This is a genomic window from Achromobacter marplatensis (assembly GCF_002209535.1).
GTDB lineage: Bacteria > Pseudomonadota > Gammaproteobacteria > Burkholderiales > Burkholderiaceae_B > Achromobacter > Achromobacter marplatensis.
The window spans coordinates 73,572-89,310 of sequence record NZ_NJIG01000012.1 but is presented as its reverse complement, the minus strand read 5'-3'; the positions used below and the strand labels follow the sequence as shown (position 1 = coordinate 89,310).

The window sequence follows — 15,739 nt, the reverse complement described above, 5'->3', positions numbered from 1 at the left end:
AATTTTCACTCACATATCACTTATTCGAGCATCTCTCCGAGGCTTGAGCAGCGCCGGTCTGCTTTCACTATCCAAGAGGTTGATATGTCCCAGTCCTGCCCCCGCTGCGGTTCGCAGCACATCATTACCCACGATTATGGCCGTAAGACCGGCACAGTTGTCGGCTCCACTGCTGGCGCAGCTAGTAGTATCGCTACAGCCCTGGGCGGCGCAGAAACCGGGGCCGCGCTAGGCCTGATCGTCGGGCCAATCGGCTCGCTATTCGGCGGCATGGCCGGCGCCATCATGGGCGCCTTGATCGGTGGCGCCGCGGGCGGCGTTGCTGGCGCAGCCCTCGGCGAGCAAGTCGACGAAGCCTTGCTAGATAACCATACTTGCCAGGCCTGCGGCCATACCTTTGGCAAACGACATCGGGTATAGAGCTAGCCACCACTTCGTTTTTTCCTCTCCCCCTCGCGAATGCCCTACAGCCCCTTTTTAGGGCTGTGGGCCGTTTGCCCTTTTTATCCCCACAACGTCACCTCATCCAAGGGGCAACCATGCACCTCGTACAAACGATGGCCTACATTGGCCAACGACCCTGGCACGGGCTGGGAAACCAACTTTCACCCAATTCGCCGCTAGAAATATGGGCGCAGCAGGCCGGTATGGCCTGGCATATCGAATCGGCAGACGTCCGCTATGTCGCCAGTGATAACGGGCTAGGTTCAATCCACGCATTCCCGGAGCAGAAAGTGCTCTACCGTTCGGACACCAAGGCCCCACTATCGGTCGTCTCCAAGCGCTTCCAAGTCGTACAACCTCATGACGTATTGGAGTTCTACCGCGATCTGACCGAAGCGGGCGGCTTCGAACTGGAAACCGCTGGCGTTCTCAAGGAAGGCCGCAAGTTGTGGGCGCTCGCCCGTACCGGCCAATCGGCCTGCCTCAAGGGCCGTGACCGGGTGAACGGTTACTTGCTACTGGCTACCGCCTGCGATGGCTCGCTCGCGACCACGGCCCAATTCACGTCTGTTCGCGTGGTCTGCAACAACACGCTCGCGATTGCCTTGCGTAACGGTGATGGCGTAGTCAAGGTGCCCCACCGTAGCCAGTTCGACCCGCAGGCCGTCAAACGCCAACTTGGCATTGCAGTCTCGTCCTGGGATGCGTTCATGGCCCGCATGAAGGCTATGGCCGAATGCAAGGTGAAGGACGATGCGGTGGAAGTCATCTTGCGCCGAGTGCTGACCTACCCCATCAACCCCACCGCTGAGGGCAGCACGACCGCCGTCAACGACCGAGCTTTGAAGACCGTGCTGGAACTCTACGCCGGACGCGGCAAGGGTTCTGAGATGGCCTCGGCATCCGGAACAGCCTGGGGCTTGCTCAACAGCGTCACGGAATTCATCGATCATCACCGGCGAGCTCGCTCCGGCGACCACCGCTTGGACGCAGCGTGGTTTGGCGCTGGCGCGGCTCTCAAGCAGAAGGCCCTGGACGAGGCGTTGAAGCTTGTGGCGTGAATATCGGCACAGCCGAAACCGCTCCCCCTTCCCGTCATCCCCTATGAAGCCCGGCCAGCGCTTATGCGCTGGCCGGGCTTCGTTATTTTGGAGGTTCCCATCATGGCTTTACCGAAACGCCACCCCGAAAACCGGCCTGCCTTACGCCTGATCGACACCCGCAAGATCGAACGCACCGATTGGCTGGAAGTGCGCAAGACCGGCATCGGCGGCTCCGACGCTGCCGCTGCCGTAGGCCTCTCCCCCTACAAGTCTCCTCTTGAGCTTTGGATGGAGAAAACCGGGCGTGACGCCGCGCTGCCCAAACCAGACCCCAAAGATACGACCCATCCGACGTATTGGGGAACGTTCCTGGAACCCATCGTCGCAGCGGCCTATACCCAACAGACTGGCAACAGAGTCCGCAAGGTCAATGCCGTCCTGCAACATCCGCAGTTCCCTTTCATGCTCGCCAACCTCGACCGGGAGGTGATCGGGACGCCCCTCGTGCAAGTTCTGGAATGCAAAACGGCGGGCGAGTTTGGAGCCAGGCTTTGGCAAGACGGCGTACCAGAATACGTGCAGCTACAAGTACAGCACCAACTCGCTGTCACCGGCAAGCTGTCGGCTGACGTGGCCGTCTTGATTTGCGGTCAGCGACTGGAGGTCCATCACATCAAACGCGATGACGACCTGATCTCACGTCTCATCACCTTGGAGGCCAGGTTCTGGCAGTACGTTACCAGCGACACTCCGCCCCCAGCCGATGGCTCCGAATCGGCAGACCGTGCCCTGCGCGTGCTGTACCCCGGCAATGCTTCCGCGGTGGACTTCTGCGACGACCGCACGCTTTCGGCAATCTTTGCCGATTTAGTCAATCTGCGTGCTGACATCAAGGTGCGGGAGGAACAGGCAGAAAGGCTCAAGCAACGTATTCAGCAGGCGATGGGGGATTCGTCCGAGGCCCGCTTTGAGACGGGCCGCGTGCTGTATAGGCGCAGCCAAGACAGCACGACAATCAATACCGACCTCTTGCTGTTGAACCATCCCGAGCTGGCTGTCGAATACGCCACCACCAAGCCCGGGACGCGCCGATTTTTGATCCGGGATTGACACCAGACACCGCAACTTTCACAGGAGACCCCCATGCTCAAGGGCTTGGCGATCACCCCGCCCGTGGTTGGGCGGATTTCTATTGGCCGCATTGTCGAAAAGAATGGCAAGCGGCTCCCCGAGAAAGAAGATCAGTTCACCATCACAACTCAGGTGCAAACCCGCGACGGCTGGCTCCTTCATCCCCAGGACGAAGTACAGCGCAAGATGCGTGGCGGGGACAAGCTAAGGACCATCGACATCCAGCTCCCCTTCAACCACCCCGACCTGAACCTGCGCGCCCAGTATTCCTACTTCAACCGGGAAAACGGAAGGCCGATTTGCGTAGGCAACGGCGAGAACTGCCGGCGAGACACCGACGAAGGAATGCAGACGCTGCCCTGCCATACTCCCGAGAATTGCGCCTTCCACAATCGGAAATGCAAGCCGTATGGACGGCTGTATGTCGTTATCGGAGACCAAGACGAGTTGGGCGCATTTGTCCTTCGCACCACCTCCTACAACTCGATCAGGACGCTGGCGGCACGAATGCGCTATTTCCATGCCGTCTCTGGGGGCCTGCTGGCTTGCATGCCACTGGAGCTGCGCCTGCGCGGCAAATCAACCACGCCGAGCTTCCGCACCGCGATCTACTACGTCGATCTGGTCGTGGCGGCTGGAACAACACTCGAATATGCCATCAAAGAGGCGCAACGCAGGGATGCCAGACGGAAAGAGGCAGGCTTCGACCAGGCTGCGCTGGACGAAGCAGCGCACCGCGGGTTCGCCAACGGGTCCTTCGAAGAGTCTGTCGAGGATGTGCCCGCCGTAGTGGAAGAATTCTTTCCTGATCAGCAAACAGACGGACCCACCTCCGAAACCACGTCTACGATGCCGACGAACCCTTCCCTGGCAAGCAAGCTCAAGACGAAGGCCGAGCAACTAGCCACTATCGGAAGACACGGTGTCGATGCATCTCTCACCTAGCGAAACCGACTTCGCTTGATTTCGGGCGGCGATGCCGCGTTTGTCCGGCGATCACCTGTAGGCGCCAGCGGCACTTCGTCCAATGGCGCAAACAGTTCAGCCAGTGTCATGTTCAAGGCATGGCATATGTTCGCCAATGTCTCGACCGAGGGATTCGCTACCCCCCGCTCGATTGCCGAAATGTAGGTCCGATCCACATGGGCCTCAAACGCCAAGGTCTCCTGAGATTTTTCAGCAGCGTGACGGCATTGCTTGAGCCGCTTGCCGAGAGCAACGGAGATGGGGGCCGGTTGGGCACTAGAGACGGCAGGGCGATTGGTAGACATGAAAGGGGATGCTGCCCTTTCGTAGTCCAATTAACGACGTTTTATACACATCAGTTATTGATGTGTATACACTACAATTAGTCATATTCAATTCCGCTTGTCATGGCCAGATCTCCGTTGACGAAGTGGGGTATGACGAAGAACCAGGATGCAAGGCTAGAGCAGAGAGTCCGCCAGGCCTTGGGCCAACGCACGTTCGCAAGATCCTTTTTTCCGCTTGACCTAGCAGTCGCACGACCTGACCTTAACCTTTTACGCACGATGAAAAATGAGTAATACATTCGCCTACCGAGGCCTGCTTGCAACAGCCATGCTCTCGTACACGTTAAGCGCTTGCAGCCAATCTGAAGCGCCCATCACGATAGAAGCGTTCAATCCATCGAGCCCGATTGGCAGCGCAAGAATTCACATCACAGCCCGAGCGGATCAAGTCGTCATCGAGAACGTCCAGGTAAACAGAGGAAATTGCAAAGTCCGAAACCCGACAGTGACGCGAAATTTGAAAGTCGGCCAATCCACGGACGTCTTTTCTGAGCCATGTACGGTCGCAGAGGTCGTGGTTACGGCAGGCGGCCAGAATTGGAAGTTCACTTTCTGACTCGCGCTGCCCGGAAAAATAGAAACATCAGAAATGCCCCAGGCATCTTCTCCATTAGCCATGCTCACGCATGGCTGATTTCTTTTACGGAACAGCAAAAATGAAAAGTCTCATTGCAGTCATCACCATCTCAGGTGCCGTTCTTATGACCTCCCCTCTTCAGGCAGCGAGCTACCTGGGTCAATGCGTCTTCCCGAAGACGGAGATCACCAAAGCCGGGATGATGAAGCTCAAGCGTCCTGTCTTCATCTACACCAGCCCGGACGAATCCTCCAGTAAGCAGTCTCTCCAAGCCCTTATGGCCTTTTCCGTGAAGGCCGCAGCAAAGGGTGGCTACATCCAGCTTGTCACCGTTCCTGACTACGATCTGGCCAACCCGGACAGTGTTGCGGGGAAGGTCATTGGATGGGCCAAGAGCTCCGACTTCGATCTTCAGGATCTGCGTAACTGCGATTGAGGTCGCGCACCCCACGCTGAACCAGGTCCGGAAAGGATTGCGTCTTCCTTTGCACAGGGAGACGCGATTTCATGACAGGGCAACCTGCTGCGACTTACTTGGCAGAAGTCAGGTGCTACCCACATCGGCTACGTTCACGGCATGAGGCTCATGCCAAACGTGCGTCCATGCCCTGGGCGCCCATCAATTTCTTGACCAGGCTTAGCAAGATACCGAATCACTTGGAGAACGCCTTCCCGTCCCTGCTGATCCTTTCGATCTACTTGCCCTACGCCAACGGGCAGCCCTCGTTCGGCGAGCCTCTCCTTACTAGCGGTGCTGTTGCTGCTCCAGTAGGCTCCCAGCCCTTGCGTAACGGTGGTTTCCCAGTACTCGCCAATAGACTTGGCGATGTGGACATCGCCTCGATATGCCCCCGAATAGAAAACTAGGAAGTGAAGGTGGAGGCCCGCTTTGCCGCCCTCCTCGATCTTCCAGATGTAGGCCTTGATCCCGCCAAGTAGCGCATTGCTCTGCGCGTTTTTCAGCAGCTGATCGCGATGGCGGCGCAGATCGTCAAGAGTGATGCGCCCTCGATGCTCAGGCTTGTAGTTCAGCGTGAGAAACAGGACCAGATACCGCGAGCGCATCTCGTACAGTCGTTTCTCCAATTCGATGCCGCGTTGCTCCAGAAGAGGGGGCTGCCGCGTTCCGTTCATGTTGAGGCTCCATGTGTTTGCTCAACAGATTGGTCGTGGCGATAAAAAGCAACTTGCGTTTAGCGAGCCCTCAGCCGGAGTCATTAGGCGCCTCAGCTTCGCTCTTTGGAGTCCCAACTACCATCCTCATCTATCTATTCCATAGGAAGCAACAGCAGGATGCTCAGATGCCGATGGGGACAAAGGGCGATATCGCTGGAGAGCCCGCGCCTTCTGACCTATCCAGGTCCCCGACCACATGGAGACTTATTTTCGATAGCGGCATATCGGCATAGCTGTGGCGCACGCGCTCCACAGCTATGCCAAACACGATTGTTCACGCTTCCCGTGCGCGGACGCGCTTCACTATCCAGTCCTGAACCTCATGCTCTACCCATGCGACACGGCCGCCCCCAAGAGGAACGGCTTTGGGAAAGAGCCCATCGGCGATGTACTTGTAGATGGTTGATCGGCGCAAGCCTGTTGCGTGGCTAACGTCGGAGAGTCGAATGAGGCGCATGGTAGCGATCCTGTCTGGTTGGTCCAGACCATCAGCGACCAGTGTTTTTTTTGCTCGATCAAATCCTCAGCAGCTCAAACGATCAGGTTGCTCTCAGTCAGCCGACGCGACCGAGGTGAAGACGAGCCATCTCCGCAGCATAGAGGCCTGTAGCAGTGCTGCTCCATAGACAAAAATTGGCAGATTAAGCATGTATTTCTAGTCTATTTCCTACGAATTCCCCCTGAATTTCTTCGCTACTATTAAGGAATTTCCTGGCATTTCTTGTTGGACAATTAGATGGCAGTCACATATCGAGGAGTTGGCCAGTACGGGAGAACACCTACGAACAAGGCCCCGTTAAGCCACCACTTTCCAGACTGGGAACTGGACCAGCGCGACCTTCTGTGGTTGTGGTGGCACACGCGCCATGAGGTGGAACTCGGGCCAGATGACTACCTAGCTCCAGACATGGGTAAGATCATCAGTAAGCGCATCGGTAGTCAGCACATCGAGCGACTCAGACACAAGAAGCCCGCAGAGATGCTGCCGGCTGCCAAGCTACCAAAGATCGAGAACGATTCCCGCGCCGTTAGGTGGATGATCAACGAGTTTGCGAAGCGCAGGCATCCGGCATTGCAAGAGCTCCCACGGATCCTTAGTGACTGGGAAACGTTGGTTGCGCTCATTGACCTCGAACTTGGAGCTTGCGAGTACAAGCTGTCCATGCTGCAGCGCATGGAAGCTGACTGGGCCAGCTTGCGCCACAATGATCAACACTTTCGATGGTTTCACGGGCCTAGTGAGAAGGCGCGATGCAAGACTGCGTGGGAGTGGTATGCCGCGCGTGCAGCCAACTCACTAGACGCAACCGGCCCACTCCCGGCAGCCCCGTTCCAGAACTACGATGAACTCGCATCCTTCTGGGATGCCGCTGATCTAAGATTAGGCGAGCGTCGTCATCACTTAGAGCAAATCAAGAAATTCTGGAAGAACCTCGAGACCAAGAAAAACCAAGTTGGGAAGAAGCAAACCAATGTCCTGCTGTCGGCCGAAGCAGCAGCAGCTTTGGCGCAACTTGCAGCGACGTGGGGCATGACGAAGAAGGAGGTCTTCGACAAGCTACTTCTCGATGCCGTTCATCGTGCGCCGGGCATAGGTAGCCCGCCCGGAAAACGGGTGGGGTAAAAGGTGGGGTAAAAACCCACAAAAGAAAAAGGCCTTACAGAGCAACCTCTGTAAGGCCTTGATTTTTTTGGTCGGGGCGGTGGGATTCGAACTCACGACCCTCTGCTCCCAAAGCAGATGCGCTACCAGGCTGCGCTACGCCCCGAAGGGTGGCAACTATACCAGAATCCCACCCGGGCGGGGAGGCATCCCCGCCAAATCGGTCCCAGCCAGCCGGACTTCCGACCCCCTGGCTGACACCCATATAGTTCAAGCCTGAATTAATTGCAGCTGCTGTCGCATGGCCGGGGGCCCTCCTTCGGGCAAAACCACGCATCGACATTCATCGGGAAACACATGGCGAATACCTCCGCCTGATTCCGATGCGCCCAATGCAAAACGGCGCGCCCATCAGGCGCGCCGTTTTGCATCTGGAACCGATCCGAAACGCGATCAGCCGAAACGGCCCGTGATGTAGTCTTCGGTTTCCTTGCGCGAAGGCTTCACGAAGATCTGGTCGGTCTGGCCGAATTCCATCAACTCGCCCAGGTACATGTAGGCGGTGTAGTCCGAGCAGCGGGCCGCCTGCTGCATGTTGTGCGTCACGATCACGACCGTGTAGTCGTTCTTCAGTTCGGCGATCAGCTCTTCGATCTTGGCGGTGGAAATCGGGTCAAGCGCCGAGCACGGCTCGTCCAGCAGCAGCACTTCCGGTTTGATGGCCACGCCGCGCGCGATGCACAGGCGCTGTTGCTGGCCGCCCGACAGGCTGTTGCCGCTTTGATGCAGCTTGTCCTTCACTTCGTTCCACAGCGCGGCCTTGCTCAGCGCCCATTCCACGCGCTCGTCCATCTCGCCCTTGGACAGGCGTTCGAACAGGCGCACGCCGAAGGCGATGTTGTCGTAGATGCTCATCGGGAACGGCGTGGGCTTCTGGAACACCATGCCGACCTTGGCGCGGATCAGCGAAATATCGGTCTTGGTGGTCAGCAGGTTTTCGCCGTCCAGCATGATTTCGCCTTCGGCGCGCTGGCCCGGGTAGAGCTCGAACATGCGGTTGAACGTGCGCAGAAGCGTCGACTTGCCGCAGCCCGACGGGCCGATGAAGGCCGTGACCTTCTTCTCCTGGATCGACATGTTCACATTGCGGATCGCATGGAACTTGCCGTAGTAGAAGTTCAGGTTCTTGACCTCGATCTTGTTCTTGACGGCGGTAGCGGTGTTTTCCATTTCTCTTCCCTTGGCTCCGGCGCGCCATGCGCGCCGGCAAAGCGATCTTTACTTGCGGAACATGTTGCGGGCAATGATGTTGATGCCCAGCACCAGCAACGTAATCAGCGTGGCCCCGGCCCAGGCCAGGTCGTTCCAGTCCTTGAAGGGGCTGGCGGCGTATTGGTAGATCACGACCGGCAGGTTGGCCATCGGCGCATTCATGTTGAACGACATGAACTGGTTGGACAGCGCGGTGAACAGCAGCGGCGCGGTCTCGCCCGAGATCCGGGCAATGGCCAGCAGCACGCCGGTGATGATGCCGGTCTTGGCGGCGCGATAGCACACCAGGGTGATCATGCGCCATTTGGGGCAACCCAGCGCCGCCGCGGCTTCGCGCAGGCTGTTGGGCACCAGCAGCAGCATGTTGTCGGTGGTGCGCACCACCACCGGAATCACCAGGATGGACAGCGCAAGTGCCCCCGCCCAACCGGAGTAGTGCCCCACCTGCGCCACGTACACGGCGTAGATGAACAGGCCGATGATGATGGACGGCGCCGACAGCAGCACGTCGTTCAAGAAGCGCGTCGCGGGAGCCAGCCAGCCACGCTGGCCGTATTCGGCCAGGTAGGTGCCGGCCAGGATGCCGACTGGCGTGCCGATCAGCGTGCCCACGCCTGCCATCACCACGCTGCCGAAAATCGCGTTGATCAGGCCGCCGGTTTGCCCCGGCGGCGGCGTGATCTCCGTGAACAGCGTGTACGACAGCGCGGGCGCGCCCTTGGTCAGCAGTGTCAGAATGATCCAGAACAGCCAGAACAGCCCGAACGCCAGGGTTCCGAGGGACACCGCCAGCATGATGCGGTTGACCACGCGGCGCCGGCGGTAGATGCCATTCTGCATATTGAGTACGGAGACAGCCATGATCTTTTCCTTGTGCTCGCGTCGGGTCAGGTCTTCTTGCCTTCGCCGGCAGACAGGCGAACCAGCAGCACCTTGGCCAGGGCCAGCACGATCGTCGTGATCAGGAACAGGATCAGGCCCAGTTCCAGCAACGCCGACTTCTGGATGCCGCCCGCTTCATTGAATTCGTTGGCCAAGGCCGACGCGATCGAGTTGCCCGGAGAGAATAGCGAACCGGACCACTTGAAAGCGTTGCCGATCACGAACGTGACGGCCATCGTCTCGCCGAGCGCGCGGCCCAGGCCCAGCATGATGCCGCCGATGACGCCCGACTTGGTGAAGGGCAGTACCACGCGCCACATCACTTCCCAGGTCGTGCTGCCCAGGCCGTAGGCCGATTCCTTCAGCATCGCCGGCACCAGTTCGAACACGTCGCGCATCACCGCAGCGATGAACGGGATGATCATGATCGACAGGATCAGGCCAGCCGTGAAGATGCCGATGCCGAACGGCGGACCCGCGAAGATGCCCCCAATGACGGGCACGCTGCCCAGAGTGGCGATCAGGAAGGGCTGCACGTACTGCTGGAACACCGGCACGAAGACGAACAGGCCCCACATGCCGTAGATGATCGACGGAATCGCGGCCAGCATTTCCACGGCGGTGCCCAGCGGGCGGCGCAGCCAGGTCGGCGACAACTCGGTCAGGAAGATGGCGATGCCGAACGAGACGGGCACCGCGATGATCAGCGCAATGGCCGAGGTCAGCAGCGTGCCGATGATCGGCACCACCGCGCCGTAGTTCTGATTGACGGGATCCCAGTCGTTCAGCCACAGGAACGACAGGCCGTATTTGGCCAGCGATTCGCGGCTGCCGTAGATCAGGGATACGAGAATCGCCGCCAGCAGGATGAACACCAGGAAGGCGAACAGGCGGGTCAGATTCTTGAAAAGCGCATCCATCAGCGCATTTTTATTTTGCTTCATAGGCGAAGGCGTGCCGGTAGTCACGGAGTCCGCCACGCTGGGCGAAAGCGGCACACTATTATCCATTACCGCGCTCATGGATGGACTTTCCTTAGGTAACCTGGGGGAACAACGGGAGGTCTTGCGGCAGACCGCCCCTTTTCTTCTGCTGGCAGAGTGCTAGGGGCGGCCGCTTGATGGGTTGCGCGCGAGGAGAGATCTGCGTCCTTGCCAGAGTTCTCGCGCGCTACACCCATCCTACTTCCAGACGGCCTTGCCGTCGGCAGCCTTCACTTCGCCCCAAGCGGCGCGGATTTCCTTGGTGACGGCTTCCGGCAGCGGCACGTAGTCCATCGTTTCAGCCGACTTGGCGCCGTTCTTGAACGCCCAGTCGAAGAACTCCAGCACGGCCTTGCCCTGAGCCGGCTTGTCTTGCGACTTGTGGATCAGGATGAAGGTGGCGGCGGTGACGGGCCACGAATCGGCACCCGGCTCGTCGGTCAGGACCACGCCCATGCCCGGCGCGCTCTTCCAGTCGGCGTTGGCGGCCGCAGCGGCGAATGCCTTCTGCTCCGGCTGAACAAACTTGCCTTCCTTGTTCTGCAGCTGCGTCCAGGCCAGCTTGTTCTGCTTGGCGTAGGCGTATTCCACGTAGCCGATCGAGTTCTTGAGCTGGCCGACGTAGGCGGCGACGCCTTCGTTGCCCTTGCCGCCTTGACCCACGGGCCACTTGACGGCCTTGCCTTCACCGACTTGCGACTTCCAGTCAGCCGACACCTTGGACAGGTAGTTGGTCCAGCCGAAGGTGGTGCCCGAGCCGTCCGAACGGTGCACGACGATGATGTCGGCCGAGGGCAGCTTGAGGTCGGGGTTCAGGGCCTTGATGGCGCTGTCGTCCCACTTCTTGATCTTGCCCAGGAAGATGTCGGCCAGCACCGGGCCCGACAGCTTCAGCTTGCCCGGTTCGACGCCGTCGACGTTGACGACAGCCACGGTACCGCCGATCACGGCCGGGAATTGCAGCAGGCCGTTCTTTTCCAGGTCAGCCGCCTTCATGGGATCGTCCGAAGCGCCGAAATCGACGGTCTTGGCGATGATCTGCTGCTGGCCGCCGCCCGAACCGATCGACTGGTAGTTGACCGCGTTGTTGGTGGCAGCCTTGTAGTCGGAAGCCCACTTGGCGTAGATGGGGTACGGGAACGATGCGCCGGCGCCGGTCACATCGGCGGCCTGGACGGCGAAGACGGCGGCGCTCAGCGCGACACCCAGGGAAACTTGTTTGAAGACACGTTTGAACATCAGGGTTCCTTCTGTGCTCGTTGGAGGAGTCTGGTCAGGCTTTTTCGGTGCCTGTCTTTCAGCGACCCTCGCATCTTAGAAGCCCAACGTGACAAGATAGTGACAGTCACATACGCTTCATGCGACACCGTTTTCACCCCCTAAAAACACCGCGGCCGCCCTGAAAAACAGGGCGGCCGCGATATTCAGGGACGATTCCCCGTGTGACAGGCAGGCGGGTTACACGCCCAGTTTCTGCATCAGGTACAGATGCAGGTTGAACGGTTCGCGGCGGCTCTTGACCCGGGCGTAATCGCCATCGGGCTGCTGTTGCCAGGCCAGCTGGTTGTCGCGCAGCGCATACGTGAACGCCTCGTCGACCACGCGCTTCTTCAAGGTCTTGTCATAAATCGGGAAAGCGATTTCCACACGACGGAAGAAATTGCGGTCCATCCAGTCCGCCGACGACAGATAAACCGTTTCCTCGCCATCCGCATAGAAATAGAACACCCGCGAATGCTCCAGGAAGCGCCCTACGATGGAGCGCACCCGGATGTTCTCGGACAGCCCCGGCACGCCGGCCCGCAGCGCGCAGACGCCACGCACGATCAAGTCGATCTTCACGCCAGCCTGGCTGGCCTTGTAGAGCTCTTCGATGATCTGCTCTTCCAGCAGCGAATTCATCTTGGCCATGATGCGCGAACGCTTGCCCGCCTTGGCCGCGCGGGCCTCGGCGCGGATCAGCGCCACCATCCCGTCGTGCATGGTGAAAGGAGACTGCATCAGGGCCTTGAGCGAACGACGCGCGCCCAGTCCGGTCAATTGCGCGAAAACCTTGTCCATGTCCTCGCACAGCTTCGGGTCCGCGGTCAGCAGCCCGAAGTCGGTGTACAGCCTGGCCGTGCGCGGATGGTAATTGCCGGTGCCCAAGTGCGCGTAGCGGCGCAGACGGCCGTTTTCGCGGCGCAGCACCACCGCCATCTTGGCGTGGGTCTTGTGCGCCACGACACCGTACACCACGTGCGCGCCCACCTCTTCCAGCTTGGACGCCCAGTTGATGTTGGTCTGCTCGTCAAAGCGCGCCATCAGCTCCACCACCACCGTCACTTCCTTGCCGGCGCGCGCGGCGGCCAGCAGGATCTTCATCAGCTCGGAATCCTCGCCGGTGCGGTAGATGGTCTGCTTAATCGCCATCACGTCCGGATCCAGCGCGGCCGCCGTCAGGAAGTCGATGACAGGCTGGAAAGACTGGTAGGGATGGTGCAGCAGGCGATCCTGCTCGGCCACCGCTTCGAACAGCTCGGACGGCTTGTCGCCTACCCGGTCGAAGGGGGCAGGCACCGGCGCACGGTAGTCCGGGAACAGCAGGTCGGGCCGCAGATCCGAATTGCACAGCTGCATCAGGCGCGACAGGTTCACCGGCCCCGGCACGCGGTAGGTGTCCTGGGCCGTCAGCGAAAACTCGCGTTGCAGGAAGGTTTCCAGCTCAACGGGCGTCAGCTTGTCGATTTCCAGCCGCACGGCGGCGCCGAAGTTGCGCTGCGACAGCTCGCCCTGCAGCGCATGGCGCAGGTTGGTGACTTCTTCCTCGTCCACGAACAGGTCGCTGTTGCGCGTGACCCGCCACTGGTAGCAGCCCAGCATCTCCAGCCCCGGGAACAGCTCGCCCACGAAGGCGCGCAGCAAGGACGTCAGCAGGATGAAACCTTCGGGGTGGCCGGACAGCGCCGGCGGCATCTTGATCAGGCGCGGCAGCGCGCGCGGCGCCTGCACCACGGCAATCGAGGCCTGGCGGCCGAAGGCATCGGCCCCGGCCAGCGACACGATGAAATTCAGGCTCTTGTTGTAGACGCGGGGAAACGGGTGCGCCGGGTCCAGCCCGATCGGGGTCAAAAGCGGCATCACGTCGCGGTTGAACACGTCGCGCGCCCACTCCTGCTGCTCGGCGTTCCATTCGGACGCGTGATGCAGGGTGATGCCCTCGGCCTGCATGGCCGGCAGGATCTCGTCGTTCAGCAGGTTGTACTGACGCGCAACCAGGGCGTGCACCGCCTGCTGGACGTTTTCGAACGCCTGGTCGGGCGTCATGCCGTCGGGGCCGACCATATTGGGCGACTGGCGCTGCTGCTCTTTCAGGCTGGAGATCCGGATCTCGAAGAACTCGTCCAGATTCGAACTGACGATACACACGTACCGCAGACGTTCCAGCAAAGGCGTCTTCGGATTTTCCGCCATCGCCAGCACACGGTCGTTGAATTTGAGCAGCGACAACTCGCGATTCATGAGCAAGGGCTCGCCAGGCGGGCGTGTGGGCATACCGGATTCCATACGTAAAGGGAGCGTGGAGTTTTACTGCAAATAAGTGACGGTTCTATGACACGACGCCAAAAGCGTAGCGTACGCCAAAATCGGGACGTATAGCGCACGCCTTCTTTCCGCCAAGCCCCTGTTCCATAAGCGAAAACCCGTAGCTCAGGGCACTGTCATATGGGGTCTCTATAATCAGGCCACCTCAAAGCCTAAATCACGAGCCGCATGGATCAACTTCTGGCCGCGGTGGACCTCGGGTCCAACAGCTTCCGCCTCTCCATCGGACGCATCGTTCAACAGGACGGTACGCCCCAGATCTATCAGATCGATCGTCTCAAGGAAACCGTCCGGCTTGCCGCCGGCCTGGATGCCGAAAAGCGCCTTGGCGACGACGCCATCGAGCGCGCCATCGCCGTCCTGGAACGTTTTGGCGACCGCCTGCGCAGTTTCCACCCCAATCGCGTCCGCGCGGTTGCTACCAATACCTTCCGGGTCGCCCGCAACACGCGGGACTTCCTGCCGCGCGCCGAAGCCGCCCTGGGCTTTCCCATCGAAGTCATCGCCGGCCGCGAAGAGGCCCGCCTGATATTCTCGGGCGTGGTCCACACCCTGCCCCCCTCGCCCAACAAGCGGCTGGTCATCGACATCGGCGGCGGTTCAACCGAAGTCATCATCGGCAAGGGCCACGAACCCGGTCTGATGTCCTCGCTGTACATGGGCTGCGTCAGCTACAGCCGCCAGTTCTTCTCGGACGGCGTGGTGGATGCGCACCAGATGAAGCAGGCCGAACTGGCCGCCCGGCGCGAAATCGAAGTCATCGCCAAGCAGTACCGCAAGATGGGCTGGAAAGAGGCTTATGGCTCTTCCGGCACTGCCAAGGCGCTGTTCGCGATCCTGACCGAAAGCCGCTTTTCCGACCGCGGCATCACCCGCGCGGGCCTGGCCAAGCTGAAAGACCGCATCGTGCGTTCGGGCCGAGTCATCCCGTCCGAACTGCCCGGCATCAAGATCGAGCGCTCCGACGTGCTGCCCGGCGGGCTGGCCATCATGAGCGCGCTGTTCGATGAACTGGGCATCGAGGTCATGCACACGGGTGACGGCGCGCTGCGCCTGGGCGTGCTGTACGACCTGCTGGGCCGCGACGACGAACACGACAAGCGCGACGAATCGGTGCGCCAGTTCATGAAGCGCTACCACGTCGACGTGAACCAGGCCCGCCGCGTGCGCCACGCTGCATTGACGCTGTTCGACGCCATGTTCCCCGAAGGCCCTGAGCGCGCCGAGCTGCGTCCGGCCCTGGGATGGGCCGCGGACCTGCACGAAGTGGGCCTGTCCATCGCGCACAACGCGTACCACAAGCACACGGCGTACGTGCTGGAAAACGCCGACATGCCAGGCTTCTCCCGCGCCGACCAGCAGTTGCTGGCCCTGTTGGCGCTGGGCCATCAAGGCAAGCTGACCAAGCTGGAACCGCTGATCCGCACGCGTCCGCAGTGGAAGGCCATCCTGAGCCTGCGCCTGGCCGTCCTGCTGTTCCGCCGCCGCGGCGAAATCGAACCACTGCCGCTGACCGCCTCGGTCCGCGACAACTCCATCGTGGTGCGCGTCAACCGCGAATGGCTGGCCCAGCACCCGTTAAGCGACTTCACGCTGCGTGCGGAAGAAGCGGAATGGAACAAGGTGGGGTTTTCGTTCGAATTGCTGGAATTCTGATCGGATAGCCGTCAAGCCGGCGAAAAGGCGGCTTGGCGGTAAAAACAACACGGGCGATGGCTGCAAAGCCATCG

Annotated in this window: 15 protein-coding genes and 1 tRNA gene; 7 read left to right on the top strand and 9 right to left on the bottom strand. The window is 60.2% G+C overall.

The genetic code is table 11. The annotated features are described in order from the left end of the window. Positions 1–84 precede the first annotated feature (84 nt). From CEY09_RS23950 to CEY09_RS23935, 4 genes are all read left to right on the top strand, one after another. Complete coding sequence (locus tag CEY09_RS23950) at positions 85–420, top strand: hypothetical protein (protein WP_088590570.1); 336 nt, start codon at positions 85–87, stop codon at positions 418–420. A gap of 119 nt (positions 421–539) precedes the next feature. Then, the gene (locus tag CEY09_RS23945) at positions 540–1,505 is read left to right on the top strand and encodes a DUF932 domain-containing protein (protein ID WP_088590524.1); all 966 of its coding nucleotides are present in this window, start codon (positions 540–542) and stop codon (positions 1,503–1,505) included. Between the two features lie 102 nt (positions 1,506–1,607). Beyond that, positions 1,608–2,597, top strand: a complete 990-nt coding sequence (locus CEY09_RS23940) for a YqaJ viral recombinase family nuclease (protein WP_088590569.1) — start codon at positions 1,608–1,610, stop codon at positions 2,595–2,597. A 33-nt stretch (positions 2,598–2,630) separates the two neighbouring features. Continuing rightward, the gene (locus CEY09_RS23935) at positions 2,631–3,563 is read left to right on the top strand and encodes a recombination directionality factor (protein WP_088590523.1); all 933 of its coding nucleotides are present in this window, start codon (positions 2,631–2,633) and stop codon (positions 3,561–3,563) included. Here CEY09_RS23935 and CEY09_RS23930 read toward each other — a convergent pair. After that, on the bottom strand, positions 3,560–3,889 hold the full coding sequence (locus CEY09_RS23930; protein WP_088590522.1) for a helix-turn-helix domain-containing protein: 330 nt from the start codon (positions 3,887–3,889) through the stop codon (positions 3,560–3,562). The two genes, CEY09_RS23935 and CEY09_RS23930, sit on opposite strands and share 4 nt — an antisense overlap. A 668-nt stretch (positions 3,890–4,557) precedes the next feature. Here CEY09_RS23930 and CEY09_RS23925 point away from each other — a divergent pair. Further along, positions 4,558–4,944 (top strand): hypothetical protein, encoded by a 387-nt coding sequence (locus tag CEY09_RS23925; RefSeq protein ID WP_234818380.1) that lies wholly within the window; start codon positions 4,558–4,560, stop codon positions 4,942–4,944. A gap of 134 nt (positions 4,945–5,078) precedes the next feature. On the opposite strand, the gene CEY09_RS23920 is transcribed toward CEY09_RS23925, so the two are convergent. Together CEY09_RS23920 and CEY09_RS23915 are read right to left on the bottom strand one after the other, a co-directional pair. Further along, on the bottom strand, positions 5,079–5,642 hold the full coding sequence (locus CEY09_RS23920) for a rolling circle replication-associated protein (RefSeq protein ID WP_088590520.1): 564 nt from the start codon (positions 5,640–5,642) through the stop codon (positions 5,079–5,081). A gap of 316 nt (positions 5,643–5,958) precedes the next feature. Beyond that, positions 5,959–6,141, bottom strand: coding sequence for a helix-turn-helix transcriptional regulator (locus CEY09_RS23915; protein WP_088590519.1), 183 nt, complete (start codon positions 6,139–6,141; stop codon positions 5,959–5,961). A 450-nt stretch (positions 6,142–6,591) separates the two neighbouring features. Between CEY09_RS23915 and CEY09_RS23910 the strand changes: the two genes are divergently transcribed. After that, positions 6,592–7,308: a hypothetical protein gene (locus tag CEY09_RS23910; protein WP_113914610.1), complete on the top strand. Its 717-nt coding sequence runs from the start codon at positions 6,592–6,594 to the stop codon at positions 7,306–7,308. Between the two features lie 68 nt (positions 7,309–7,376). Here CEY09_RS23910 and CEY09_RS23905 read toward each other — a convergent pair. From CEY09_RS23905 to ppk1, 6 genes are all read right to left on the bottom strand, one after another. Further along, positions 7,377–7,453 (bottom strand) — tRNA-Pro (locus CEY09_RS23905). 287 nt (positions 7,454–7,740) lie between these two features. Then, entirely contained in the window at positions 7,741–8,517 is a 777-nt protein-coding gene (pstB, locus tag CEY09_RS23900) for a phosphate ABC transporter ATP-binding protein PstB (protein ID WP_006222891.1), read from the bottom strand. Between the two features lie 48 nt (positions 8,518–8,565). Further along, positions 8,566–9,420, bottom strand: a complete 855-nt coding sequence (pstA, locus tag CEY09_RS23895) for a phosphate ABC transporter permease PstA (RefSeq protein WP_006222890.1) — start codon at positions 9,418–9,420, stop codon at positions 8,566–8,568. 26 nt (positions 9,421–9,446) lie between these two features. After that, positions 9,447–10,463 carry a phosphate ABC transporter permease subunit PstC gene (gene pstC, locus CEY09_RS23890; protein WP_035212374.1) on the bottom strand — a complete coding sequence of 339 codons (1,017 nt, stop codon included), beginning with the start codon at positions 10,461–10,463 and terminating at the stop codon, positions 9,447–9,449. Positions 10,464–10,622: 159 nt separating this feature from the next. After that, positions 10,623–11,663, bottom strand: a complete 1,041-nt coding sequence (pstS, locus tag CEY09_RS23885; protein WP_088590517.1) for a phosphate ABC transporter substrate-binding protein PstS — start codon at positions 11,661–11,663, stop codon at positions 10,623–10,625. 219 nt (positions 11,664–11,882) lie between these two features. After that, complete coding sequence (ppk1, locus tag CEY09_RS23880; protein WP_035212371.1) at positions 11,883–13,958, bottom strand: polyphosphate kinase 1; 2,076 nt, start codon at positions 13,956–13,958, stop codon at positions 11,883–11,885. Between the two features lie 219 nt (positions 13,959–14,177). Between ppk1 and ppx the strand changes: the two genes are divergently transcribed. Beyond that, a complete protein-coding gene (ppx, locus tag CEY09_RS23875) occupies positions 14,178–15,665 on the top strand; it encodes an exopolyphosphatase (protein ID WP_006222886.1) in 1,488 nt (495 codons plus the stop codon). Positions 15,666–15,739 lie beyond the last annotated feature (74 nt).